General features: G+C 58.7%; 22 protein-coding genes. 6 read left to right on the top strand and 16 right to left on the bottom strand.

The annotated features are described in order from the left end of the window. Positions 1–95: 95 nt before the first annotated feature. Both nfuA and LG409_RS08900 read left to right on the top strand, forming a co-directional pair. Positions 96–701: a Fe-S biogenesis protein NfuA gene (gene nfuA / locus LG409_RS08905; RefSeq protein ID WP_016913846.1), complete on the top strand. Its 606-nt coding sequence runs from the start codon at positions 96–98 to the stop codon at positions 699–701. A gap of 186 nt (positions 702–887) precedes the next feature. Continuing rightward, the gene (locus tag LG409_RS08900) at positions 888–2,576 is read left to right on the top strand and encodes a BCCT family transporter (RefSeq protein ID WP_084123766.1); all 1,689 of its coding nucleotides are present in this window, start codon (positions 888–890) and stop codon (positions 2,574–2,576) included. Between the two features lie 118 nt (positions 2,577–2,694). Here the strand turns inward: LG409_RS08900 and LG409_RS08895 are convergent, their stop codons facing one another. After that, entirely contained in the window at positions 2,695–3,711 is a 1,017-nt protein-coding gene (locus LG409_RS08895; RefSeq protein ID WP_227408038.1) for a DNA-binding protein, read from the bottom strand. 221 nt (positions 3,712–3,932) lie between these two features. On the opposite strand from LG409_RS08895, the gene LG409_RS08890 reads away from it, so the two are divergent. Then, positions 3,933–5,150, top strand: coding sequence for a tyrosine-type recombinase/integrase (locus LG409_RS08890; RefSeq protein ID WP_227408037.1), 1,218 nt, complete (start codon positions 3,933–3,935; stop codon positions 5,148–5,150). 49 nt (positions 5,151–5,199) lie between these two features. Beyond that, complete coding sequence (locus LG409_RS08885; protein ID WP_016913843.1) at positions 5,200–5,616, top strand: SufE family protein; 417 nt, start codon at positions 5,200–5,202, stop codon at positions 5,614–5,616. A 155-nt stretch (positions 5,617–5,771) separates the two neighbouring features. Here the strand turns inward: LG409_RS08885 and yidD are convergent, their stop codons facing one another. The 6 genes from yidD to LG409_RS08855 all read right to left on the bottom strand — a co-directional run bounded on the left by yidD (position 5,772) and on the right by LG409_RS08855 (position 10,453). Then, the gene (gene yidD / locus LG409_RS08880) at positions 5,772–6,044 is read right to left on the bottom strand and encodes a membrane protein insertion efficiency factor YidD (RefSeq protein ID WP_227408105.1); all 273 of its coding nucleotides are present in this window, start codon (positions 6,042–6,044) and stop codon (positions 5,772–5,774) included. 64 nt (positions 6,045–6,108) lie between these two features. Next, a complete protein-coding gene (hisI, locus tag LG409_RS08875; protein ID WP_096922993.1) occupies positions 6,109–6,579 on the bottom strand; it encodes a phosphoribosyl-AMP cyclohydrolase in 471 nt (156 codons plus the stop codon). After that, positions 6,579–7,028 (bottom strand): transcriptional repressor, encoded by a 450-nt coding sequence (locus LG409_RS08870; protein ID WP_039177943.1) that lies wholly within the window; start codon positions 7,026–7,028, stop codon positions 6,579–6,581. The genes hisI and LG409_RS08870 overlap by 1 nt, the downstream gene beginning before the upstream one ends. A gap of 31 nt (positions 7,029–7,059) precedes the next feature. Further along, complete coding sequence (locus LG409_RS08865; protein WP_039177944.1) at positions 7,060–8,058, bottom strand: alpha-L-glutamate ligase-like protein; 999 nt, start codon at positions 8,056–8,058, stop codon at positions 7,060–7,062. Beyond that, on the bottom strand, positions 8,055–9,578 hold the full coding sequence (locus LG409_RS08860; RefSeq protein ID WP_096922994.1) for an inactive transglutaminase family protein: 1,524 nt from the start codon (positions 9,576–9,578) through the stop codon (positions 8,055–8,057). The genes LG409_RS08865 and LG409_RS08860 overlap by 4 nt, the downstream gene beginning before the upstream one ends. A gap of 38 nt (positions 9,579–9,616) precedes the next feature. Beyond that, a complete protein-coding gene (locus tag LG409_RS08855) occupies positions 9,617–10,453 on the bottom strand; it encodes an ATP-dependent zinc protease family protein (protein WP_039177948.1) in 837 nt (278 codons plus the stop codon). A gap of 272 nt (positions 10,454–10,725) precedes the next feature. Here LG409_RS08855 and LG409_RS08850 point away from each other — a divergent pair, with 272 nt between their 5' ends. Further along, positions 10,726–11,262 carry a DUF3833 domain-containing protein gene (locus LG409_RS08850; protein WP_039177950.1) on the top strand — a complete coding sequence of 179 codons (537 nt, stop codon included), beginning with the start codon at positions 10,726–10,728 and terminating at the stop codon, positions 11,260–11,262. A 50-nt stretch (positions 11,263–11,312) separates the two neighbouring features. Here LG409_RS08850 and LG409_RS08845 read toward each other — a convergent pair whose 3' ends face one another. From LG409_RS08845 to gorA, 4 genes are all read right to left on the bottom strand, one after another. Then, positions 11,313–11,705, bottom strand: coding sequence for an ectoine synthase (locus LG409_RS08845; protein ID WP_016913836.1), 393 nt, complete (start codon positions 11,703–11,705; stop codon positions 11,313–11,315). 43 nt (positions 11,706–11,748) lie between these two features. Further along, positions 11,749–13,017: a diaminobutyrate--2-oxoglutarate transaminase gene (gene ectB / locus LG409_RS08840; protein ID WP_081193193.1), complete on the bottom strand. Its 1,269-nt coding sequence runs from the start codon at positions 13,015–13,017 to the stop codon at positions 11,749–11,751. A gap of 96 nt (positions 13,018–13,113) precedes the next feature. Continuing rightward, complete coding sequence (ectA, locus tag LG409_RS08835; RefSeq protein WP_100730670.1) at positions 13,114–13,692, bottom strand: diaminobutyrate acetyltransferase; 579 nt, start codon at positions 13,690–13,692, stop codon at positions 13,114–13,116. A 252-nt stretch (positions 13,693–13,944) separates the two neighbouring features. Then, positions 13,945–15,354: a glutathione-disulfide reductase gene (gene gorA, locus LG409_RS08830; protein ID WP_100730669.1), complete on the bottom strand. Its 1,410-nt coding sequence runs from the start codon at positions 15,352–15,354 to the stop codon at positions 13,945–13,947. 156 nt (positions 15,355–15,510) lie between these two features. Here gorA and can point away from each other — a divergent pair, with 156 nt between their 5' ends. Continuing rightward, positions 15,511–16,158: a carbonate dehydratase gene (gene can, locus LG409_RS08825; protein ID WP_100730668.1), complete on the top strand. Its 648-nt coding sequence runs from the start codon at positions 15,511–15,513 to the stop codon at positions 16,156–16,158. 15 nt (positions 16,159–16,173) lie between these two features. Here the strand turns inward: can and LG409_RS08820 are convergent, their stop codons facing one another. The 5 genes from LG409_RS08820 to LG409_RS08800 are packed head-to-tail and all read right to left on the bottom strand — an operon-like array spanning position 16,174 to position 24,065. Then, the gene (locus tag LG409_RS08820) at positions 16,174–16,680 is read right to left on the bottom strand and encodes a c-type cytochrome (protein WP_227408036.1); all 507 of its coding nucleotides are present in this window, start codon (positions 16,678–16,680) and stop codon (positions 16,174–16,176) included. 32 nt (positions 16,681–16,712) lie between these two features. Further along, entirely contained in the window at positions 16,713–17,333 is a 621-nt protein-coding gene (msrA, locus tag LG409_RS08815; protein ID WP_227408035.1) for a peptide-methionine (S)-S-oxide reductase MsrA, read from the bottom strand. 10 nt (positions 17,334–17,343) lie between these two features. Further along, complete coding sequence (gene tamB, locus LG409_RS08810; protein ID WP_446719094.1) at positions 17,344–21,342, bottom strand: autotransporter assembly complex protein TamB; 3,999 nt, start codon at positions 21,340–21,342, stop codon at positions 17,344–17,346. Positions 21,343–21,351: 9 nt separating this feature from the next. After that, complete coding sequence (tamA, locus tag LG409_RS08805) at positions 21,352–23,196, bottom strand: autotransporter assembly complex protein TamA (protein ID WP_446719093.1); 1,845 nt, start codon at positions 23,194–23,196, stop codon at positions 21,352–21,354. 41 nt (positions 23,197–23,237) lie between these two features. Next, on the bottom strand, positions 23,238–24,065 hold the full coding sequence (locus LG409_RS08800) for a hypothetical protein (protein ID WP_096923003.1): 828 nt from the start codon (positions 24,063–24,065) through the stop codon (positions 23,238–23,240). Positions 24,066–24,068 lie beyond the last annotated feature (3 nt).

The raw sequence follows: 24,068 nt of genomic DNA, 5'->3' as shown, positions 1-24,068 counted from the left end.
CGGTCGGGATTGTGTCGCAACGTGGTTTTGCTTACCATAGGCACAAATGACATGTGAAGTGGCAACGCCACTACCACGGGAGGATAACATCCCTTATGACCACGACTATCGAAGCGCCGGGCATTGACATCACTGATAGCGCACAGGGCTACCTCGCCGAGCTGCTGGAAAAGCAGAACGTCGAAGGCATTGCCGTGCGTATTTTCATTACCCAGCCGGGCACGCCTTATGCAGAAACCTGCCTGGCCTACTGCCGCCCGGGTGAAGAAGAGCCCACCGACGTCAAGCTCGAGCTTGACAAGATCAACGTGTTTCTCGACAAGAACAGCTTGGCGTTTCTTGAAGAAGCCGTGGTGGACTTCAATGCCGACCGTATGGGTGGGCAGCTGACCATCAAGGCACCCAACGCCAAAATGCCCAAGGTCAATGCGGACAGCCCGCTGGAAGACCGCATCAATTATATCCTGTACAGCGAGATCAACCCCGGGCTGGCGGCCCACGGCGGTGAGATCAAGCTGGTCGAGCTGACCGAAGACAAAATGGCCATTCTGGCCTTTGGTGGCGGTTGCCAGGGCTGTGCCGCGGTCGACCTGACCCTCAAGGATGGCGTCGAAAAAACGCTGCTGGAGCGCATCCCCGAGCTGGCGGGTATTCGTGACGTCACCGACCACACCGATACCAGCAACGCCTACTACCGCTGACAAATAGTCGCCCCATGAAAAGGGGCTGAATCCAGGCTGATTTGTTTGTCTGGATGTATGTAGCAAGCGTGTTAGAGCCCGGCAGGCAACTGTCGGGCTCTCTTGTTCATGACCTTGCAACGGCAAGATAGCGGCACGGTTTAAAAAATGTTAGCCAGCAAATAGCGAGAAACAGACCCTAGGTGTATAACTGTTGTAGAGGAGAAACGACAACAGGGAGCATCGATCATCAAAACGTCATCCGCTTTTTCCAACATTCATAAACCCATCTTCTTTGGTTCACTAGGCCTGCTGCTGGCCGTCACGATCCCCCTGGTGCTGTTTCCAGACATGGGACGCGTATGGGTCATGGCGGCGCAAGGCTTCGTCACCACCAACTTCGGTATGCTCTACCTGGCCATGGGGCTGGCTTCTCTGGGCTTCATGTTTTACATCGTGTTCAGCGACATTGGCCAGATCAAGCTGGGGGATGTGGATACCGAACCCGAATTCTCGCTGTTTTCCTGGGGTGCAATGCTCTTTGCCGCAGGTATCGGTGGCTCGGTAGTGTTCTGGGGCATGGTGGAGTGGATGTACTACCTGCAAGCACCGCCATTTCATCTCGAGCCTTTCTCGGAAGAAGCGACGGCCTGGGCAGCCACCTACGGCATGTTTCACTGGGGGCCTATCGCCTGGTCGATCTATCTGGTGCCTGCGCTACCCATGGCGTACTTCCTGCACGTACGCAAGCATAAGGTCTTGAGAATCAGCGAAGCAATTCGCCCAGTGCTGGGTGAAAAGCTGGCCAGAAGCTGGCTGGGCAACATCATCGACGTGCTGTTCATCTTCGGCATGCTGGGTGGCGGTGCCACGTCGCTGGGCATTCTGGTGCCGCTGGTCAATGAAGGGGTGGGCGAGCTGCTGGGCTTCACGCCCAACGCGCTGAGCCAGGTGCTGGTGCTGCTGGGCACGACAGCCCTGTTTGCCGTCAGCGCCTGGCGCGGCTTGAAGGGTGGCATCGAGGTTCTGTCGGACATCAATATGTGGCTGGGGTTGGGGCTGCTGCTCTTCATCCTGATCATGGGGCCCACGGTGTTCATCCTCGATACCGGCCTGAACTCGATCGGCCTGATGCTCAGCAATATCGTTCGCATGGCTACCTGGACCGAACCTTTCGGCAGTTTGAGCGGCTTCGAAGAAACCGGCTTTCATCAGTCGTGGACCATTTTCTATTGGGCCTGGTGGCTGGTATTCGCTCCTACGGTGGGCTTGTTCATCGCGCGGATTTCGAAAGGCCGGCGCATCAAGACCATGGTGGCCGGGTCGATCTTTTTCGGCTCCATGGGCTGTGCACTATTTTTCATGATTCTGGGCAACTACGGCCTCTATCTGCAGCTTTCAGGCACTTTGGATGTCATCCAGGTCATGAATGAACAATCCGCCAACGCTGCCTTCTTTGCTGTATTGGGAGAGCTTCCGTTTGCCTGGCTGGTCAAGCTGCTGGTCGTGGTGCTGCTGTCCATATTCACTGCCACAACCTTCGATTCGATTGCCTATATTCTGTCGTCTGCCGCTGAAAAGAAGCTGGACAAGGAGCCCGCCCGCTGGCACCGACTGTTCTGGGCCTTTACGCTGTCGTTGTTACCCATGTCCTTGCTGTTTCTGGGCGGCCTGCAAACGCTGCAAACTGCCAGTATCGTCAGCGGTCTGCCGCTGCTGGTCATTGCCGTACTGCTCATGGTATCGATGGTTAGGGCAGCGCATTATGACCTGCGCTACCAGCCAGATTACGATGAGCCGGAAATCAATATCGAGGAATTCCCGGAAAACGACCCTTGGACAGAAGAGGGTAGCTGGGAGGTGCCTGAAGAGAGCGGTGCTCCCGACAAGGGATGACCCAACCGCTGGCGAGCGCCACCTCCTTGGAGGTGGCGTTTTGCATTGGATTCATCTTGTAAGGTTTATCTTGTTGCGTCTCTCTTATCGGGACAACCGCAAGGCTTATTTCTGTGGCCTATTCCTGTGACCTAGAGGTCATGGCTTCCGGTAGCGCTGCCAGCTGTGCCTGCATAGCCTCCATTCGCTGCCACAATTGTTGTTGCCACTCTTCACGCCTTGCCGATTGCTGCTGCTCCGCCGCTAACGCCTGCCTTGCCTGATCGAGATTACGCTGAGCGGTTTCCAGTGCCACCTCCAGTGTTTCCTGGTGCCCCTGATGCGTTTGCAGCTGCTGCTCGAGCTTGCCGTTGTCCACCTGCAAACGGCTAACCGTATCGTTTTTATTGCGCAGCTCCTGCTCCAGCGTCTCGCTACGCTTTTCCCACTGCTGCAGACGTTTCTGCAGCGCTTTCTCTTCGTTGGCACGCTCCTGACGCAAGGTGTCCAGCAGCGCCATCAACCGCGCCTCGGCGGCTTCGTTACGCTGCTCCTCCTGTGCGAGGCGCTCCTCCCATGCCTGCTGCTTAGCCTCCAGTTGCATAGTGAAGTCCTCCTCGGCAGCCGTCAGGGCGCGCTGGGCGCCTTGCAGGTCAGCCAGGTGCTGCTCGGCATGCTTTGTGGCCTGCTGAGCCTGCTGCTGCCAATGCCGCTCGCGGGCCTGACACTCTGCCAGTTCACGATGCAGCTGTTCGAGGCGCTGCTCGGTGTGGCGAAGGTGCTCTGCCAGGGCGCTTTCTCGCTGTTCGGCATTGGCGGCCTGCTGGCGTGCTTCGGCGGCTTCCTGCTGAGCGTTTTCTACTTGCTTGTTGGCATCTTCTCGATAGTGCGACAGTGCCTCGTTGGCCAGCTCCTGCGCTTCACTCCATAGTTCACTCGCCACATTGGCCACCACTTCCGGGACGCCCTTGGGTGGGGGAACGTCACGATTCTGCTCACGTGCCGCCCGCCAAGTGCGGAAATGTTCGCTGATGGTGGTGAAGCTGCCGGTTCCCAGTACATCGCGTATGCGCTGCACGCTTGGAGAGTCGCCACGAGACAGCAGCGTATCGATTGCCTGCTGTACATCACTGTACTGAATGCCGTTCCGAGCCATGCCTGTTTGAATCCTTGAAGTGAGTCGCGCCTGAAATGTTCAGGATGGATATTTGCTATGCGCCATTGTCGTGTAAAAACGGACTCAACTCAATTATTACGTATTACATAAAACGTAATATTATTTATCTCAAAACCTATAAATTCAAGATTACCCATATTATCTTGAATTTATGTATCAAAAAGGCGATGCTGAGCGCTCTGATAGCGCGAGTTACCACCATGACCCAGCCACCTGTGCCGCTCTACGACTCAACGCACCTTGTGACCTTCGCCAACGGGCTGGATATGGCCGAGCGGAAGGGCAGTGGCGACGTGTTTTCCGACATAGGGGGCAGGCAGGCAACAACAACCGATTCAGCAACGCCCCATGTGGCGGCCGACACCGACTATCAGGCCGTTGCGCAATGGCTGGCGGAGTACCAGGACAGCCCGCAAACCCTGAAGAGCTATCGCCGTGAAGCGGAGCGGCTGTTGCTCTGGCTGGCCAACCAGGGGCGCGGGCTAAGGGAGGTGAACCGTGAAACGATGCGGGACTACGAGGCATTTCTGGAAAACCCGCAGCCCAGGGAAATGTGGGTAGGACCTTCCAAACCACGCCACCATACGGCTTGGCGACCGTTTCGCGGCGGGCTGTCACCGGCCAGTCGACGTCAAACCCTCGTCATCCTGCAAGGGCTGTTTGGCTGGCTAGTGGAAGCAGGGTGGGTAGGCCACAACCCATTCGTGCTGATGCGCGACAAATCGCGCCGCCTCAATAATCAGACCCAACGTATCGAACGCTACTTGGAGCGACCGCTATGGGACTGGCTATGGGCGTGGCTGAATACACGGCCCATGCCCGCGGATGCACGCGGCCGCTATGAGCATGCGCGGCATCGCTTCATTTTCGGCTTTGCCTACCTATTGGCGCCGCGCATCCATGAGATGGCCAACGCCACCATGGCCGATTTTCGGGTCAGTGAAGGGCGCTGGTGGTGGCATGTGATTGGCAAGGGCGGCAAGCAAGCGCGCATACCGCTGCCCGAGGACATGCAGGCGTGCCTGCAACAGTGGCGCCAGGCGCTGGGCTTAGCGGGCCTGCCCGGTGTTAGCGAACATGGCCCGCTGATCCGCGCGCTGGACAAGCAGCGCGGCATCAGCGACAACCAGCTCTATCGTTTGATCAAGGAGGCCTTCGGTGATGCGGCTCTGGCCCTTGAAGCAGAAGAGGGCAAGAGGGAGTATATCGATGCGCTACGCAAGGCTACGCCCCACTGGCTACGCCACACTTCGATTACCCATCAAGCCCAGGCGGGTGTCAGCCTGCGCTACCTGGCAGAAAACGCCCGCCACTCAAGACTGGATACCACCAGCCGATACCTGCACACCGAAGCCCATGAGTGGCATGAGCAGCAGCAGCGGCATCGCTTGAAAACAGCACCCCCAGAACAGCCTTGAACCGTTATAATGTTGGCCTTCAACGCACTCACCCTGAAAAGGAACCACCATGACCACTTCCGGTGCCGAGCTCGCCCAACAAGAGCTGGTCGAAGAGTTTGAAATGTTCGATAACTGGATGGATCGCTACCAGTACATCATCGATATGGGGAAGCAGCTCCCGGCGTTTCCCGCTGACAAAATCACCGACGAATTCAAGATTCAAGGCTGCCAGTCAAACGTGTGGATGTGCCATGAAGAGCAGGGCGGCCGCTTGATCTTCAAGGCCAAGTCCGACGCTGCCATCGTCTCTGGGCTTATCGCGGTGCTGCTGCGCATTTATAGCGAGCGCACGGCAGAGGAAATCCAGCAGACGGAACCGCATTTTCTGGCAGATCTGGGATTGGACAAGCACCTGTCACCCACCCGGAGCAACGGCCTGCATGCCATGCTGGAGCGCATCTATCAGGTGGCTAAGCAGCATTAGATAAGCAATTTGCTAGGCTTTGTACGAAAAGTCGGCGAGCGATGGCCAGACAAGGCAAAAATCGGCGAAAAGACGGAGTTTACAAGGTGTAAATGAGTACTTTGAGCCGATTTTTAACGCCGTATGGGCGAGCGTAGGCAGTTTTCGTACAAAGCCTAATGCTCTGAAGGTTTGGAGGAGGAGCCTGAGCAGCAGCCATCATCTTCCTTGCAAAGCTGCTCGCTGCGGCCGCCCGGTACCGGGTCCATGCCCCCCGCGCTGCCGGGGTGGCAACGCAGGATGCGCTTGAGCGCCATCCAGCCCCCTTTGAAAGGGCCATGCACCTGGATGGCTTCGATGGCATAGGACGAGCAGCTGGGCCAGTAGCGACAGCGGGGGCCCAAGAGCGGGCTGATCGTATATTGATAAAGCCGAGCCAGGCCGACCATCAATAGTGACACTCCCTTGATCAACGCGTTCTTTACCGCCTTCAACGCTTTCAAGAGGGCGCCTTCAAGGGCTTTTTTTGCCATACAGCGTGGCGGGGTCGATCAAGGGCTGGCTGGTGATGGCGGCCTTGTGGGCATCCACCGCCACGTAAAAACAGCTGCGCCTGCCGGTATGACACGCAGGCCCCGTCTGGTCTACCTGCAGCAGCAGCGTATCGCCATCGCAATCCAGCGCAGCGCTTTTCAGATGCTGCTGCTGGCCGGACGTCTCACCCTTGCGCCAGAGCGCCTGACGAGAGCGAGAGTAGTAGCATACTCGTTGGGTAGTGAGCGTTTCTTCCAGCGCTTCCCGGTTCATCCAGGCCATCATGAGCACTTCGCCGCTGTCGTGCTGCTGTGCTATGGCAGGCAGCAGGCCATCCGAATTGAAGCGCACCGAGGCCAGGATGGTCGCCACATCGGGCAGCGTGTCTGAAGGGGAGGCGGACTCCAGCGACTTGAACAGATCGCCGTCGTACTGGTTGACTATGGACATCACGCGTTACTCGCAGGTCGGCACGCCTGGCACAAGCCCTGAAGCTCGATGGTCTGGCGCTCTACATGAAAGCCCTGGCGCTTGGCCAGCGCAGCCAGCTGGTCGCTGATTTCGTCCAGATGAAGCTCTTCCACATAGCCACACTGACGGCAAATCAACAGCTGAAAGCCGTGGACGTGCTCCGGGCAGGCGCAGGCAACGTAAGCGTTCTGCGACTCGATGCGATGCACCAGCCCCTGGTCGATCAGGAACTCCAGCGCCCGATACACCGTCGGTGGCCGTGCGGCGGCATGCTCCGTGGAGAGCTGATCCAGCAGGTCGTAGGCTTTCAGGCCGCCACCATTTTCGGCGATCAACTCCAGCACCCGGCGGCGGATAGGGGTAAAGCGTACACCGCGAGTGTGGCACTGAGACTCGGCTTGTTGCAGTAACGTGTTGGCTTCAGTCATTGGACAGCTCGTTGAACATCATGGGCCTAGTCTACGCGCTTGCCGAAGAGGTGTCAGGCGTTTCCACCAGCTCGCTTCGTCGCGCAAAGTGATGCTGGGCAAACGCAACCCGCTTGGCAACGGGAACGTTATCTGGCTGCCGTTCGATCAAGTCCAGGCGGCGGCGCAGGCCTTCGCCATTGGTCATCTGGATGGCCAGGCCAGGGCGCGCGTTCAGCTCCAGAAGCATGGGGCCATGCTCCCGATCCAGCACCATATCGGTGCCGAGGTACCCCAGCCCGGTCATTTCATAGCAGCCCGCTGCGAGGTGCAGCAGCGTTTCCCACTGAGGTACCACCAGGCTAGCCAGATCATGCCCGGTGTCCGGGTGGCTGAAGCAGGGGCGGTCGAACTGCACACCGCGCAGCGCGGCTCCCGTGGCGATGTTCAGCCCTACACCCACTGCTCCCTGGTGGAGGTTGGCCTTGCCATCCGAGGCCGCCGTGGACAGGCGCATCATGGCCATGACCGGATACCCCTTGAACACGATGACGCGAATGTCCGGCACGCCTTCGTAGGTATACTCCAGCAGGCTCTCGTCGAAGTTGATCAGCGTTTCGATGACCGCGACGTCAGGGGAGCCCCCCAACGAATAGAGCCCCGAAAGTAGGTTCGAGACATGTCGCTCGATATCTTCCATGGTCAAGGAAGCACCGCTGGGCTTGAAGAACAGGCCATCCTCGACCCGCTCGATCACCAGGATTCCCTTGCCGCCGCTGCCTTTGGCGGGCTTGATGACGAAACCATGGTGACCTACCAGCATCTCGCTCATGTGCTTGACGCCGAATTGCGTGGTCACGGTACCGATCAGTTTGGGCGTGGTAATGCCGTACTGCTCGGCCAGCAGCTTGGTCTTGAGCTTGTCATCCACCAGCGGATAAAGATGGCGCGCGTTATATCGGCCGATATAACGAATATTGCGCCGATTCATGCCAATGATGCCTTTATCCCTCAGCCTGGTCGGCCAGGTCCAGTTTTCGAACCAACTCATGAGGGCTTCTCGTCATCGGTGATGGGTTTGAAGCGACGCAGTTCCAGCAGGCGATAGCCGGTGTAGTTGCCCAGCAGCAGAATGAACGCCATCAGGATCAGCTGTACGCCAAGGAAGTTGAAGGTGATGTGGCGCACCCAGGGGTTGTTCATGGCCAGGTAAGCCAGCACCGCCGTGAGCAGGCTGCCGCCGCCCTGGATCAGTACTTGCTTGGGGCCTTCCTCTTCCCAGAGGATCGACATGCGTTCGATGGTCCAGGCAAGAATGATCATCGGGAAGAAGGTCACCGTCAGACCCGCACTCAGGCCCATGCGGTAGGCGAGTACCGTAAAGATGGAGATGATCGCGATGACCGTGATGATCACCGCCGACACCCTCGCCACCAGCAGCAGGTTGAGGTAGGAAAGGTAGTTGCGGATGATCAGACCAACGCTGACGATCAGCAGGAAACCAATCAGACCGGTCAACAGGGTGGTCTGGATAAAGGCCAGGGCAATCAGCACGGGCATGAAGGTGCCCGACGTTTTCACACCCACCAGCACGCGCAAGAAGACCACCACCAGCGCGCCAATCGGGATCAGCAGAATCGTCTGGAACAGCGCTTGCTCTTCCAGGGGCAGGCTGTGGATCGAGAAGTTGAGCAGCGTATCATCGGAGTAGTGGTTGCGAACCGCCGCTGATGCAGGCTGATTGTGGGTCAGCATGGAGAACGATACTCGCGAGTTGGTACCGCCCTGTACTTCGAGCACGGCACGCCCGCCGGTTTCCCAGAGCAGCAGGTTCTCAGGGCGACCGCGCTCGCCGGTGGCAGGGTTGAACAACGCCCACTCTTCGGCGGTCTGGTCGAATACCTGGATCCAGCTACTCAGGTTCTGGCGACGCCGTCCATCCTCGAGCAGCAGGCCACTCACTTCACGGGCCTGAACGCCCGCCTGGTTGAGCAGACGTACGATCAGCGGCGAAGGCTGCATCTGGGTCAGCAATAGACGGGCATTTTCCCCTTGGCGTTCGCCAGTGATGTCGAGGATGAGCTCGCGGGCAAAGGTCGCGTTGTTGGCGCTACGCGCCCAGGCACGCTCGATGAGCTGGCTGGCGGCCGTGTCATAGGGGCTTTCCCAAGGGGTAATGCTGGGGATCCCTGGTGGCGTTTGAATGGGAGAGCGAGCGTCGGGGGATACCAGCATCTGCACGGAGTAGTAAAGCTGCTGACTACCGGCCGCATCACGAATGGTCCACTGCGCCTGACGACCCATCTCATCGGCCTGGTACGCCAATCCATAGCCGGAAGACGCAGTATTTTCAGTCAATACGCGGTAACCCGCCTGATGAGAAGGCAGCGCGAAGTCTACCTGCACCGGCCCGTTCTGCGCATTGAAATTGATGACGGCTTCGATTTCCCATACCTGCCGCTGTTCACCCGGAAACCAGGGTATTTCGAACTGCAGATGCCTATGCACACTGGTGGCAATACCCGCCAACAGCAGCAACCCAACGATAAAATAAAATGGTAACCGGGACATGATGATTCCTTTCAGCGTAAAGCGGCAGGGGAGTGATATTACTCTTCGGTATCGTCTTGATCGGCCGCTTCATCATCAGCCGCCTGCTCAGAAGGTTCACCGCCTGGAAATTCGGGGCGTTCATGAAGGTAGGTTTCCGCCACGTCGATAGTGGCAATGTCCATCATGAAGCGGCGACCCAGCAGCACCGGAAAATCCAGATGGGTACGGTCGTTCAGGGTGAACTCGACGTTCTCGCGGATCGGCCCCAGAGTCATCAGCAGCGAGATCACCGGACGCGACTCTTCGCCAGAAGCTTGCACGATTCTGACACGACGCTGGATGGGCGCCTCGATCCACTCGTCCCGAACGCGATCTACGACCACATCGTCTTCATTGAGTGCCAGCTTGAAGCGCACCCAGTTTTCACCGTCACGCTCAAAGCGCGTAATGTCCGAGGCGGACAGCGAGGAAGTATTGGCGCCAGAATCCACTCGGGCCTTGAGGTACGTACCGATGCCGGGAAAGCCGACCCATTCGCTGCGCCCAAGCAGCGTCTTGCCGTCTTCGATGGCTTCTGTCGGACACTCTTCACGAATGATCACGGGCTCCTCACCACGTGCTTCGAGATTGGCGACATCGTCACGCAGCAGGCGCAGGAGGCTTCCCACTTCGCGCACGTCGGCGGTCAGCGTGCGCTGCTGGGCAAGCTGCTGTTCATTGAGCGCCGAAGAAGCCTGACACTGTTGCTGCAAGCTGGATTCGAGTTCAAGGATACGCGTGTTGAACGACGCCTCGCTTAGTGGCGGGGGCTCATTCGATTCGGGCTGTGTCACTGCACAGCCTGCAAGCGACATCGACAAACCGGCCATTAGCCATAAAACACCTGAGCGCATAACGAGGGATATCCTTAAACAATAAGAGCACGAATGATAAGGAGAAGGGTATCTGCTTGTCCAACGTCACGGTGGCTTTTAATGGGCTCGCAAGGTGTTTGTGGCATCCTATTTAACATAATATATATTATGCGAACCCGTGTGGCCTGAAAAGACGTGGATGAACGTTCATAGGCAGAACTCGTTCGCCATGCTAAATTCTTTTACAAGAGTCATACCAAAAACCAAGACCATACAGGTAACCCACAATGAAACGTCTTTACCGATGGCCCATGCTCCTTATCATCCTGGTCACCAGCACCCTGCTGATGTCCGGATGCTCCAGTGTAAAGGTCGAAGACTACGCTGGCACGACGCCTGGACTGGACATTGCCGACTACTTCACCGGACAAACACGCGCCTGGGGCATGGTGCAGGATTACAGCGGTGAGGTGCAGCGCCGCTTCACGGTAGATATCGAAGGCACTTACGAAGGTAATACCCTGACGCTAGATGAAGCTTTCGTGTTCGACGACGGCGAAACCGACCGCCGAATCTGGCAGTTCACCCGTATCGATGAGCACCGCTGGATCGGTACCGCCAATGACGTCGAAGGCCAGGTCGAAGCTCGTCAATATGGGCATGTCTTCCACATGCGCTACCCACTGGAGATCGAGGTTAGCGGCCGTTCCATTCGCTTCACCATGGATGACTGGATGTATCTGCAGCCGGACGGTCGCTTGATCAACCGTACCTCCATGCGCAAGTTTGGCCTTACTTTGGGTGAAATTACCCTGGTTTTCGAGCAAGTGGCGCCAACCGACGACTGACGCAAAGCGGCCTGGCACCAGGCCAGGCCGCAAACACCTACGTCCGACGATCAGTCGTCAGCGGGTGCGTAGGATCCATCTTCACGGTGCACTTCGTTGCCGGTAATCGGCGGCGTGAACACACAGGCCAAGTGCATGGTCTTGTGGGCACGCAGCAAGTGCTCATCGTGCTGGTCGAGGATGTAGATGTCACCTGGCTTGATGGGCCAGATCTTGCCATCTGCCAGGGTTTCCACTTCGCCTTCGCCTTCGATGCAGTAGACGGATTCGTAGTGGTGCTTGTAGTGAATATGAGTCTCGGTCCCTTCAAAGATGCGCGTGATATGGAACGAGAAATTGCCGCCGTCATTGGCCAATACCAGGCGCGTGCTATCCCAGTTGCCGTTTTCGGCCGTGACGAGACGGTCGGTCTTGCGAGCTTCTTCGATATTACGAACGATCATGGGCGTACTCCATAACGTGGCAGCCAAGGCGGCTGCCGTTCCATTAAGCGTTGATGACTTTCTTGACCGACGCTTCCAGAATATCCAGCGCTTCGAGCAGGTCGGCATCTGGAATGGTCAGCGGGCACAGACATTTGACCACTTCGCCATCCTGGCCACTGGTTTCGATGATCAGACCCTCCTCGAAAGCCGTGCTGGTGATCTTGTCGGCAATCTCACCCGAGACCACATCGATACCACGCATCAGGCCACGACCGCGCTCTGTAGCAGGCATGCCGTTCTCGCTGAGCAGCGCTGCCAAGGCCTTGAAACGTTCTTCGACGATACGTGCTTTACGCTGAACGTCGCGTTCGAAGGTATCGTTGGACCAGTATTTTTTCAGCGCCGCCGTGGCAGTCACCATGGCGAGATTGAAACCACGGAACGTACCGTTGTATTGGCCTGGCTTCCACTTGTCGAGCTCCGGGCGCATCAATACGTGGGCGAACGGCAAGCCAAAACCTGACAGCGACTTGGAGTTGGTCACGATGTCTGGCGTGATGCCTGCATGCTCGAAGCTGAAGAATTTGCCGGTACGGCCACAGCCTGCCTGAATGTCGTCCACGATGAGAAGAATGTCGTGGGCACGGCAAATCTGTTCCAGGCGCTTGAGCCACTCCAGGCCCGCCACGTTGATACCGCCCTCCCCCTGCACGGTCTCGACGATGACGCCGGCCGGAACATCGAGACCACCCGACTTGTCGTTGAGCAGCTTCTCGAAGTAATCCAGCGTATCGGCGTGCTCGCCCATGTAGCCATCGAACGGCAGGAAGCTGGCACCCTGAGTGGGAATGCCACCGGTGGCTTCGCGGAACTTGCGATTACCGGTGGTGGCCAGTGCGCCCATGGTGACACCGTGGAAGCCGTTGGTGAAGGTCACAATGTTATGGCGACCTTTAGCAACACGGGCCAGGCGAATGGCCGCTTCCACTGCGTTGGTGCCGGTAGGCCCAGGCAGATGCACCTTGTAATCCAGACCCCGTGGTTTGAGGATTACGTTTTCCAGCGTTTCAAGATAGTCACGCTTGGCGCTGGTCCACATGTCCAGGCCATGTACGACACCATCCGTGGCCAGATAGTCGATCATCGCCTGCTTCAGATCGGGGTTGTTGTGGCCGTAGTTAAGCGTGCCGGCACCGGCAAGAAAATCGATGTACTCACGCCCATTCTCATCGGTCAGGCGTGCGTTCTGGGCCTTTTTGAAGACGACAGGAAAAGAACGTGAATAGGTACGAACATTGGATTCCATGCGTTCGAGCGTCTGGGTCTGCATAAGCGACCTCCTTATCAGTCGGGTCTGGTTGGCCTGATCGGCAAAAAGTGGCAGCCGGGGCAACACAAGTGGGAAAACCGTTAACCTTGAAAGCTGTCAGAGACTGCCAGTTTGAAACGGGCCGATTCTTACCAGGTTTTCCGGATCGTGCTCTCCACCGAGCTGTTCGGTCGAAAAGTATTCTCGGCTATTCAGCGGGGCCTGCCAGCGGGCAGCCAGGCGGCGAAACAGCCCCCAGGATGCCTGGTTGTCTGGCGTAATGGTGGTTTCGAGGTGATGCACGTCATCCAGTTCAGGACGCGACATGATCGCCTCTACCAGCCGCCGTGCAAGCCCTGTACCACGGGCTTTCTCACCTACGGCGACTTGCCATAGGAAGTAGGTATCAGGGGCATTGTCTTTCACATAACCTGAGACGAAGCCAACGATTTCGCCCTCTTCGCTAGTGGCCACTGCGCAGGTATCGCGAAACTGGGTTGCCAACAGCAGGTAGGCATACGCGGAGTTGACGTCTAGCGGTGGACACGCCTTGACCAGCTCGTAAATGCCCCAACCGTCGTCGGCGTTGGGCTTGCGAATGAACAGCGGCGCTTCGGCATGGCCCACGACGGCATCGGCCACGGTGGGTCTGGCGAGTTCCGCAGAGGGCGTAAAAGGCTTGATAGGCGTACTCATGGTTATGCTTCGCTGTAGCGAATTTGAGTTTCATTATAACAGCTGATTATGAGCAATTCAAAAATCATATTATTTATCCGTGGCTTTTCCATAATTCAGGATTATCAAAACGCCTGCCCGGCGCGCTGGGATCCACTGCACGACCATGATTCACTGAGTCTAGAACACCCACGCGTATGCGCGAGACAAAAAAAGAGGCAAGCTTCCGCTCGCCTCTCTGTTTGACACTAATGCCTCTGGCCAAGCCGACGCTCAGTAGCGTGAGGGAGTCCTTAGCGTGACGAACTCTTCTGCCGCCGTGGGGTGAATGCCCACGGTACGATCGAAGTCTTCCTTGGTCAGCCCTGCGCGCACGGCAATGGCAATGCCCTGGATCAGTTCCCCCGCCTCTTCGCCTACCATATGGGCCCCCACCACGACATCAGTGGCATCGTCGACGATCAGCTTCATCAATACACGCTCATCGCTCCCCGAGAGCGTGTGCTTCATGGGCTTGAAGTCGGTGCGATAGACCCGAATGCCGTCGAACTGCTCTCTGGCGGCTTCTTCGGAGAGCCCTACCGTGCCGATATTGGGATGACAGAACACGGCGGTCGGGATCGTGTGGTAATCCAGTGGTCGTGGAGCCCGCTGATGAAAGTGGATGTCGACCAGCTGCATGGCTTCTGCCAGCGCGACAGGCGTCAGTTCTGGGCCCGCGGTCAAATCCCCCAGCGCCAGAACGGAGGGCACGCGGGTCTGGAATCGAGCGTCTACCGGCACCTTGCCGTCCGCATCCAGCTCGATCTGCAGCGCCTCGAGCCCTAGTCCTGCCGTATTGGCTTTCCGACCCGTCGCTGCCAACACGGCATCGACTTCCAATACGTCACCGTTGGTCAGCTCCACTCGGAGCGCGCCACACTCCAGCGCATCGATACGAACGATGTTGACACCGAAATGAAGATTGACGCCTTTCTTGGCCATTTCCGCGCGGGTGAACTCCCGAACTTCCTGATCGAACCCTTTCAGGAACATCTCACCGCGATAAATGAGGTGGGTGTCGCTCCCCAGTCCATTGAAGATGCTGGCAAACTCCACCGCGATATAGCCGCCCCCCAGCACCAGGAAACGCTCAGGGAAGCGTTCGAGATCAAATACCTGATTGGAGGTGAGCGCCAGTTCGCTGCCCGGGAACTCGGGCACCCATGGCCAGCCACCCGTCGCCAGCAGGATCTTCTCGGCACTGTAAGTGGTTTCCTGACCCTCTTGGGTCAACACAACCTGATGCGGCCCTACCAACCGTGCACGGCCATTGAGCAGCGTGACGCCCGCACCTTCCAGCATACGCTGGTAAATGCCATTGAGGCGCTTGATCTCGCTGGTCTTGTTGTCGCGCAAGGTAGTCCAGTCAAAGGTCGGCGGCACACTCATTTGCCAGCCAAAACCTGCCGCATCGTCAAAGCTGTCGTGAAAATGCGCAGCGTAGGAGTATAGCTTCTTGGGCACACAGCCTACATTGACGCAGGTGCCACCCAGGTAACGATCCTCAGCCACCGCTACCCGAGCGCCAGTCGCCGCAGCCATACGCGCGGCACGCACGCCTCCCGACCCCGCCCCAATCACCAGTAAATCGTAATCATGCGCCGTGTTGGCTGACCCGGTGTCTGACATCGTTTCTGACATGGTTGCTTCTACTCCTTGCTTGAAGCTGCCGCACTTGATAGGCAGCCCCCGGTTGATCTGGAACTGACGAGACGCATAAAACTCGTTACTCTGTACGCCCTCGGCAGCATTGGCATGCTGCTTCTACGATGGAACTCGTGCTCCTGGGAGACTCAATTGTCCGATAAAATTGCCACGCTGCTGGAAAACAACCGCGCCTGGGCCGAGCGGATGTGTCAGGAAGACCCTGATTATTTCAAGCGCCTCTCGAGCCAACAAAAGCCAGACTACTTGTGGATTGGCTGCTCCGATAGCCGCGTACCGGCCAATCAGATCATCGCGTTGCCGCCTGGCGAAGTGTTCGTTCACCGCAACGTCGCGAATCTGCTGCACCATACCGACATGAACGCCCTGTCGGTGGTGCAGTATGCCGTCGACGTCCTCAAGGTCAGTCATATCATGATCGTTGGCCACTACGGCTGCGGGGGCATCAAGGCCGCCGTCACCGGAGGCGAGTGCGGCGTCGTGGACTACTGGCTGCACTCGGTGCGTGAGCAGTACAACCAGCACCGCCAAACGCTGGAAGCCCTGCCTCTCGACGCGCAAATCGATCGAATGTGTGAACTCAACGTACAGGCGCAAGTGAACAGCCTGTGTCGCACCAAGATCCTCCAGCGCGCCTGGCAGCGTGGCCAGAAGATCTCGGTGCATGGTTGGGTATATGGCCTGGACGATGGCCGAGTGAAGGACCTCGATTGCACCATCAGTGGGCTCGAACAGGTCGAGACCCTCTACCGTATCGACCGCGTTCAGCCGGGCGATTGAGCATAGGCCATCGCGCTAGTTGTAGCGATAAGCGCGGTGGCAGCTCCGGCAGCTGAGACTCACGTCCGAAAAGGCCCGCGTAGCGGCACGGTAATCCTCCTGCTGTGCGGCCTCCACCAGGTCGGCTACTTTTTCTTCCAGGTCAACGAAACCCGCCGAGAAGTCTTCCCACTCCTGCCATATTTCCGGCCGAGCATCGGAACCACGCCCATGGGTGCCTTCGATGAAGGCAGGCAAAAAATGTGCTTGAGTGGCCTTTTGCTGCAGCGCTTCCAGCCGCGGCTCGGCACCACGAGCATCCCGATTATTGACCAGGTCGAAACGCAGCTGGCGCAATAGCCGCTCCAGATCCTTAAGCTCATCCTGACGCCAAATGACGGCGTCTCGTTCGCTGGCAAAAGGCGTGCCCTCTGCCGAGGTCGGCATATCCGACGGGCTGGCTTGAGCCATGGAGCCCATCATCAAAAGTACGCACCCTGCCAGGCTGCTGTGCCATACATCATTGCGTCTACGCTGCCGCATCGTTAGTTTCCTGTTCAAACGGATATCGTGGGCTAGCCAATGGCACAGGTCACACCCGTACCCTTCAACCCGCAGTAGCCGCCGGGATTTTTATCGAGGTACTGCTGGTGATAAGCCTCGGCATAGTAGAACGTATCCAGCGGTTTGATTTCGGTGGTGATACGCCCTTTGCCCGCCGCTTCCAGCGCCTGTTGAAACGCGGCTGCACTCTGCTGGGCACGCGCCAACTGCTGCTCGGTGGTGGTGAAGATCGCTGAACGGTACTGGCTGCCGATATCGTTGCCCTGACGGTCTCCCTGAGTAGGGTCGTGCTCTTCCCAGAAAATCTGCAGCAGCTTTTCCAGACCAATCACACTCGGATCATAAACGACCCGCACGACTTCCGTGTGCCCGGTAAGCCCGGTACAGGTCTCCTGATAAGTAGGGTTGGGAGTGGTACCGCCCGCATAACCGGCAGCTGTGACGACCACACCGGGCTGACGCCAGAAAAGGCGCTCCACGCCCCAGAAGCAGCCCATCCCCAGCACGATTTCCTCGCAGCCAGCCGGAAATGGCGGATGTAGCGACGCCCCCGTCACGGTATGCACCTCACTGGTCTCGATAGACGTGCTGCGGCCTTCGGGTGCCGTCTGGCGAGATGTAAAAAACGACATCGATGTTCTCCTATTGCTGCGGATAGACGTAAGGATCGCCCGAGCGGGTAAAGGTGTAAATCAGGTCAACCGCTTGATTCGCACCAGACACCGCCTGGAGGTACAAGTTCCGCCACAGGGTGTAGCGCAGCGTCAGCTCAGCGATGGGTGAGAAAATGCCTACCCCGTAGCTGATGCGCAGGTCATCGGTCAGCTGGCCACTCACCGCCACTTGGCTTTCATCGCCAGCCCCCGTGGTATCCAGCGTCAGGTCATCGATCCCGAAGGCTTGTCCCAGAGATCCGACAGCCCCACCGGTCCGACCCAATGACATGCCGATCAGTGCCGTGGTCAAAGCACTATCGATACCGCCACCCGAAGCGTCAGGGGCACGACCACGTAACAGATACGAAAGCGCGCGGGTCTCGTCCATGGAGGGTTCGGAAAAGATCATGACGTTCGGCTCTTCGGCGTTGCCCGAGACCCGCAGCCCGGCAATGACTTCGTCTTCGGTAATGTCCGGATTACGAATCGCTTCGAAATCCAGCACGGGCAAGCCGGGCGGACCGCTAAAGAGCAGTTGGCCACGCCGAATCAGCAAGTCCTGCCCAAAGGCCTGGAAGCGGCCATCCACCAGGTTTACGTCGCCAAACAGCTGCAGTACCCCGCTCTCCTGGCGTATTTCCAGGCTACCCCCTAAACCAGACTCGAGGCCGTAGGCGGAAATCTGCATGTCGCGACCCAGGGTCAAGGTAATCAGGACATCGATGGCCATTCCCGTGGCCGCCAGTTCCTCGGCAGCGCTGGGGTCTTCGCCCGCTGCGATGGCGCGCTGGCGCGCCTGTTCGGCTTCTCGATCATCACGCTCGGTAATGATGATCTCATCAGGGCTGGGTGAAGTGGCCGACGAGGGCAAATCGCCTATTTCCAGCCGCGCCCAGGGCAGGTCGACATTGCCCCTGACCTGCAAACGCTCTGGAGTAATGCGTACACGAATGTCTGGTGCGGCTTCCAGGCGGCCGAACTGGGGCAGTACCACCAGCAGGGGCTCCTGAGTGGCATTGAGATCTATCCCGATCCGCCAGGCATCGCTGGCTGGCCAATAAGCTTCGCCGCTGATGTTCATCCGGCCTCTTTCGGCGGCTACGAAGCCGTCGATATCCCCCTGCTCACCATCGAAGATGATGCCGAATTCACCGTCCTGAACATCCACCGGGATGTCCGGGCCATGTACTCGCAGGCCACGCAAGGCGAGCTGCCCCTGCAGGTCGGGCTGCTGTGTGCTACCACCAATTTGGACGCTGCCGTTCAACGCCCCCTCGAGGCGGTCCATGCCCAGCATCATCGGACGATAGGGTTCCAGGGAGACATTGTTGGCACGCAGTTCGCCTGCCAAGGCTCCTTGACCCAAGGGGTCGTTGACGGAGAGATCGAGGGTTATTTCTCCGGCTTCGGACAGCGAGAGCAGCAGGTTGGCATCGGCCTGTGATTGATTGGCCTCGATTTGGGTATCCAGGCTCAACACCGGCAGGGCCACCGGCTGGCCGTAATCGTTGATGGCGGTGATCGCCAGCTCACTGAGTACTTGCACATTGGCTTGCCAGCGCGCGCCTCCCTGACGCCAGTTGGCCGCCAGCTCAGCGGTCGTGGCACCTTCGAAGCTCCACTCTTCGGACAAGAAAGGTTCGAGCATCTCCATGGGGACTTCGCTGACTCGCAGGCTGGCTTGCCCCTGCTCTGCCGATGCCGTGATGGGCTCATCCGAACAGACCAGGCCGCCTTCCAGTCGCCGCAAGCAGAATGGCGACAGTCTCGCCTGGCCATTGGCCAGGTTGTAGCCGATATCCAGCGGCGCTTCGAGGCGAATACTACCCGCCTCGCTGTCCAGCTCCAGCGGCATCAGCCGGGCTTGATACTGCTCCGTAGCCTGATTGAAGCGGCCATCCAAAGCCAACGAGGCAGCGCTGAGCACATTGCCTGGCGCACCGTCGACATCGACGCTCAGAGTGTGTTGAGACAAGCGCCCGCTCAGATTGACGGCCAGGCTGGATAGCGCCTGCCCACCGGCATTGACACTTTGGGCATCGAGTTCGACACGCAGAACCGGATCATCGACCCCCTGAACATTGGCCGCCAGGCCAAGGGTTTCAATACGGTTTTCGGCAAACCTCAGTTGATTGCCGGTCAAGCGTGCGACCAACTCGGGGGCACTAAAGCTCCCGGTAGCGCGGAGGTCGCCGCTGAGGCGACCGGCCAGCTCCGGGTGCAGCGTTTGCAGTTCGGTGAGCGCGATATCCGCCTGCAGCGACATGGCTTGTTCACTCACCTGGCCGGAAGCCGTCAGGCGGTTGTTCCCCTGCGTGAACAGCAGTCGTTCGATAGCGACTTCCAAATCGCTGTTGGCCTCCAGCGCGGCCTCCAGCGTCAGAGGATACTCTTGCAACTCACCGTCGATGGCCAGCTCAGGGAGCGCAATGTCCCAACGCTCTCCCTGCTGCTGAACGTTGGCAGTCAGGCGCCCATTCAGGTTGCCTTCCAACTGGTCGACGAATAGCGAGGGGTCGACACTGCTCAATTGCACACTGGCATCGATGCGCAGCGCCTCGGCCCAGTTCACTTGCCCTTCGCTGGTCAAGCGGCTCTCTTCGATACGCAGGTTGAGGGGCGCCCAGCGGAAGGAGGTCATGTCACCATCGCCGGTCAGGTCTATCGACGTATCCGGTACCTGAGGCGCCTGCGCGTCGACCAACAGCCGCACGGCGTAGGCGTCCAGGCTACCGTTGACGGTCAAATCCACATCTTGTGCCACGTAGGTGGTGTCGGGATCACGCTCCATGCTTTCCAGCGGCCACTCGACGCGTTCGCTCTGCAGCCGCGCGGTGAAGGGCATATCAGGCGCCAGGACATCGACGTCGGCAGCCAGGGTCGCGTTGATCTGCCCCGACACATCCAGCTCCGCCGACAGGTCCGCCAGCGAGCCAGAAAGCCGAAGCATCAGCGTTTCTCCGCTCAAGGCCGGGAAGAGTTCCGGCAGCAGAAGCACGCTGTGCAGCTCGGCTTCCAACGGGTAATCGTCTGCCAGCGTCACATCCGCCATCAACCGCGCCGTGGCATCCTGGGTATCCACCTCAAGCGTAGAAAGCACCACGTTGTCACGCTCAGCATGTCCGGCCAGCAGTACTCGCTCCACGTCATAGGTGAACGCACCTGTCACGCTGACATCGGTGACCAACAGCGACGTGATCGCCACATCGATGGGTAGCTCGATGGCTGGCAGCGACAGTCGTTCACGCGGTGCCGGGGAACCCGCTATTGGCTCCTCATCGTGGGGCTGATTCACTTGGATGGCACTATCGATACCGACGGCGGTGAGCGGCGTGTCGATATCCTCTGTGAGCTGCCCACCCGGTGAAAGCGGCAGATGAACGGCAAGGCGTTCAAGGCGCGTCGGCTCGATGATGAGCTGCTGCTGTGCGCCAGAGAGGGAGGTAGAAAAGCGCTCCCAGGCCACATGGGTGCCATCGGCCAGGTGCAGCTGAACGTCGCTGATATCGATATCACGCAGCTCGATAGGGAATGGCAGGTGAATGCGCGAAAGGGGCGTGGATTCGCTGTCGGGCTCTTCAGGTGCATCGCTGGCAGCCAAGCGGATATCGGCGCCCGAGAGGTGCAATCTTTCCAGGCACAGCCTACCTGACAGCAGACAATCGTCGGCCCAGGCAAGCTCCACCTCATCCAGGGTCACCTGCGTGCCGCCCATGGCCAAGTGAAAGCCCTGAAGCCGAAAGCTCTCCAGCAGCGCCCCTTCCTGCTGTTCATAGCTGAACCAGCCGCGCTGTTCACCTTGTGAGAACAGCTGTGCCGTGCCCCAGGGGGACAGCGCCACGCCCAGCAACAGGGCGGCCAGGCCCAGCACCCAAAGGGGCAACAGAATCATCAAACGCAGCAGACTCCACAGCGTCAGCCATAGGCGACGCCGACTAGAGAGCATCTCGCGGTTTGGGGGTGTCGTTACATCAACCTTGGCCAAAGAGCTCTCCTAGAATTCTGGTCCGATCGAAAAGTGCACGCGGTAGTCATCGTCGTTGTCGAACGGGTGCGCCACGTCGAAGCGTATTGGGCCCACCGGCGATACCCAACGCACACCTACCCCCGCCCCGGTCTTCAGATCTTCGGGGCCCCAGTTATCGAATGCATCACCGCTGTCGACGAAGGCAGCGCCCCACCAGTCGCCCGTCACGCGGCGCTGATACTCCAGCGTGGAGGTCAGCATTTGCTGGCCACCGCGCAAACGACCCTGCTCGTTACGCGGAGAGAGGCTTTCGTAGGAGTACCCGCGTACACTGCGATCCCCACCGGCAAAAAAGCGCAGTGATGGGGGCAGCTTGTCGAAGTCATCGGTTTCGATAGCCCCGATGCTCAGGCGAGCCACGAAGCGGTTGTCGCTGCCCAGCATACGAATCCATTCGGTGTCTCCCGTAAGACGGGCAAAGTCGGCATCGGAGCCCCAGGCACTGTCGGAGTATTCTAGTGACAGCTGCTGGCGATCCCCCCAGAGGGGAAAGCGCTGGGGGCGAGTCCGTGTGCGCGACCATTGAATGCCGGGATAGAAAAGCCATACCTGGTCGGCCTGACCCCCTTGGGTAAAGTCCTCATAGGTGGTTCTGAAGTAAAGCGTTTGCACCCAGCGGTTCTCGAACTCCCAGCGACGCGCTACCTCGACCGTACCCTGCAGTGAGCGGGTATCGCTGTCATCGATATTGCGCACGCCGTACTGGAGGCGATAGTTATCGCGGATCGGGTCTTCTAGCGGAATGTTATACACCCCGGTGAAGCGCTGTTCCGGCGCTGAGAGGTAGAGATTGTGTTCCAGACTGTGGCCCAACGAATTGATCCACGGCTGACGCCAGCCAAAACGCAGCCTGGGGCCTACATCGGTGGCAAACCCTATCCCCACCTCGTACTGATGGCGGTCGGCGGGTTGCACGTTGACATCAACAGGAAGGCGCGTATCGTCGCGGCTATGAAGACTCAGCGCGCTGGCCAGTGCCGCACCGCTGATACGCGGCCGAACAGGCTGTGAGGCCACGGCTTCGCTCCACCAGGGGGAGCCTCCCGTTGGCGGCGCAATGATCAGTTCCCGAGCGGTTTCAAGGCGTGGTCGCACCGACACCGAGCTGAACCAGCCGGTTTCGGCCAGGCGCTGGTTGTAGAGGGCCAGGGACTCCGCCAGGTAAGGGTCGCCTTCGTCGAATGTCTGCATCTGTCGCAGGCGTTCAGGGTCGATGTGACTACCGGTAATCAGCGTATTGCCGAACTGGTAGCGAGGCCCGCTATCGAACCCCATGTAGAGTCTGGCACTTTCCAGGTAGGGACGTACTTCCATACGGCGGTCCGAAAACCCCCAGTCGAAATAGCCGCGCTCGATGGCCAGCCCGGAAAACTGGTTGCGCAGTCGGTCCCAGGGTGCGTGACGCAAAGGGTCTCCCACTTTGAGCGGAAAGTCGTCTAGCGCTTCCTGGAAGGGGGGGTCATCCGCCGCATCGCCAGTGACGTTGATCTCGAGTACGTCTATCGTCACCCGTGGCCCAGGCTCGATACGAACGGCAATCGGAGTCTCTTCGAGAGAGACACGCACCTCGGGCTGGTAATAGCCATATACCCGCATGGCTTCCTGAGTGCGCTGGCGAATTTCACCTTCCAAGCGCACATCGGTGTACTGTTCGGCGTCGATGTTTTCCAGATAGGCATCGATATTGTTACGCACTTGCTGATCGACACCGCTGATGTTGGCTTCCAGCCCCCATACCGACACCGAAGCCGCCAATAACGGTAGTGCACAAGCCATGCGCACCATGCCAGGCCATTGCCGTTGTCTTCCCATACGTCTTTATCCCTAACCCCAAATTATCGGCGTGTGGCGTGCTAGTTACGCAGCATCTCCATTTGTGCGCTAAAGGCCAGTTGGGCTTGCCGCACCTGTCGCACATCGCTTTCGAGGGTCGCCAACCGCTGCGACCACTCGGCTTCCAGTGACGCCAGCTCGGACTGGCTTGCAAACGTGGCGGTGGTGTCATCCTCCAGCGCTTCAGAGAGCTGGGCAAGCTGTTGCTCCATGGTATCACGCCACTGCTGCTGCTCGGCCAAGACAGCCTGCTCGCTGGCCAGTTGCTGCTCCAGCTGCTCGAGTCGTTGGCCGAAGGACTGTTCCAGATAAGACACCTCTTCAAGCAGATTTTGTCTACCGGAAGTCCCTACCTGCTCCAGCGCATTCAGCGAGGCACGAATCGCTGCCAGCTGGTTGTCTCGCATGGCAGCCTGCTCCTCCAGACGCTCGAACTGCTGAGCGACGGAGTTCAGCGCATCACTGGAGGCACTGGCCTCATGGTCAGTGAGCAGGCCATACAACTCTTCACGCGTGGTGGAGAGCGCAATGGCAAGTTGCTCCTGCTCCTGGAACAGTGTGGCCATTTGAGCCTGTACAAAGGTTATCTCATCCTGAGCATCGGTGTCACCCGAGTCCAATCTCGCATGAAGATTGGAGACCTCGCCACTCACCCGGTTGACTTGTCGCAGGAGCTCTTCACGCTCGTACCACAACAGCACCGATGCCCCGGCCAAGGCCACGACGAGCAGCATCAGGAAACACCATAATGGCCAGAGCCTTGGGCCTTTGCGATGCCGCAAGTGCTGCGCAGTGAAGCTCTGGTCGACATCCGGCACGATACGAGGTGATGAGGTGGCGTCAGACATGAT

It is taken from the genome of Halomonas sp. NyZ770 (genome assembly GCF_020616575.1).
In the GTDB taxonomy this organism is placed as follows: domain Bacteria; phylum Pseudomonadota; class Gammaproteobacteria; order Pseudomonadales; family Halomonadaceae; genus Vreelandella; species Vreelandella hamiltonii.
The sequence above is the reverse complement of the archived record's forward strand: the minus strand, read 5'-3'. Positions and strand labels throughout refer to the sequence as shown.

What these genes read in the sequence shown, in the direction of transcription:
- LG409_RS08820 (WP_227408036.1), bottom strand. Translation starts at nt 16,680, where the DNA reads ATGCGGCAGCGTAGACGCAATGATGTATGGCACAGCAGCCTGGCAGGG.
- LG409_RS08890 (WP_227408037.1), top strand. Translation starts at nt 3,933, where the DNA reads ATGACCCAGCCACCTGTGCCGCTCTACGACTCAACGCACCTTGTGACC.
- yidD (WP_227408105.1), bottom strand. Translation starts at nt 6,044, where the DNA reads ATGGTCGGCCTGGCTCGGCTTTATCAATATACGATCAGCCCGCTCTTG.
- LG409_RS08845 (WP_016913836.1), bottom strand. Translation starts at nt 11,705, where the DNA reads ATGATCGTTCGTAATATCGAAGAAGCTCGCAAGACCGACCGTCTCGTC.
- LG409_RS08870 (WP_039177943.1), bottom strand. Translation starts at nt 7,028, where the DNA reads ATGACTGAAGCCAACACGTTACTGCAACAAGCCGAGTCTCAGTGCCAC.
- LG409_RS08800 (WP_096923003.1), bottom strand. Translation starts at nt 24,065, where the DNA reads ATGTCTGACGCCACCTCATCACCTCGTATCGTGCCGGATGTCGACCAG.
- msrA (WP_227408035.1), bottom strand. Translation starts at nt 17,333, where the DNA reads ATGTCGTTTTTTACATCTCGCCAGACGGCACCCGAAGGCCGCAGCACG.
- ectA (WP_100730670.1), bottom strand. Translation starts at nt 13,692, where the DNA reads ATGAGTACGCCTATCAAGCCTTTTACGCCCTCTGCGGAACTCGCCAGA.
- LG409_RS08855 (WP_039177948.1), bottom strand. Translation starts at nt 10,453, where the DNA reads ATGCGCTCAGGTGTTTTATGGCTAATGGCCGGTTTGTCGATGTCGCTT.
- ectB (WP_081193193.1), bottom strand. Translation starts at nt 13,017, where the DNA reads ATGCAGACCCAGACGCTCGAACGCATGGAATCCAATGTTCGTACCTAT.
- LG409_RS08885 (WP_016913843.1), top strand. Translation starts at nt 5,200, where the DNA reads ATGACCACTTCCGGTGCCGAGCTCGCCCAACAAGAGCTGGTCGAAGAG.
- LG409_RS08850 (WP_039177950.1), top strand. Translation starts at nt 10,726, where the DNA reads ATGCTCCTTATCATCCTGGTCACCAGCACCCTGCTGATGTCCGGATGC.
- hisI (WP_096922993.1), bottom strand. Translation starts at nt 6,579, where the DNA reads ATGTCCATAGTCAACCAGTACGACGGCGATCTGTTCAAGTCGCTGGAG.
- gorA (WP_100730669.1), bottom strand. Translation starts at nt 15,354, where the DNA reads ATGTCAGAAACGATGTCAGACACCGGGTCAGCCAACACGGCGCATGAT.
- LG409_RS08860 (WP_096922994.1), bottom strand. Translation starts at nt 9,578, where the DNA reads ATGTCCCGGTTACCATTTTATTTTATCGTTGGGTTGCTGCTGTTGGCG.
- LG409_RS08895 (WP_227408038.1), bottom strand. Translation starts at nt 3,711, where the DNA reads ATGGCTCGGAACGGCATTCAGTACAGTGATGTACAGCAGGCAATCGAT.
- tamA (WP_446719093.1), bottom strand. Translation starts at nt 23,196, where the DNA reads ATGGGAAGACAACGGCAATGGCCTGGCATGGTGCGCATGGCTTGTGCA.
- LG409_RS08865 (WP_039177944.1), bottom strand. Translation starts at nt 8,058, where the DNA reads ATGAGTTGGTTCGAAAACTGGACCTGGCCGACCAGGCTGAGGGATAAA.
- nfuA (WP_016913846.1), top strand. Translation starts at nt 96, where the DNA reads ATGACCACGACTATCGAAGCGCCGGGCATTGACATCACTGATAGCGCA.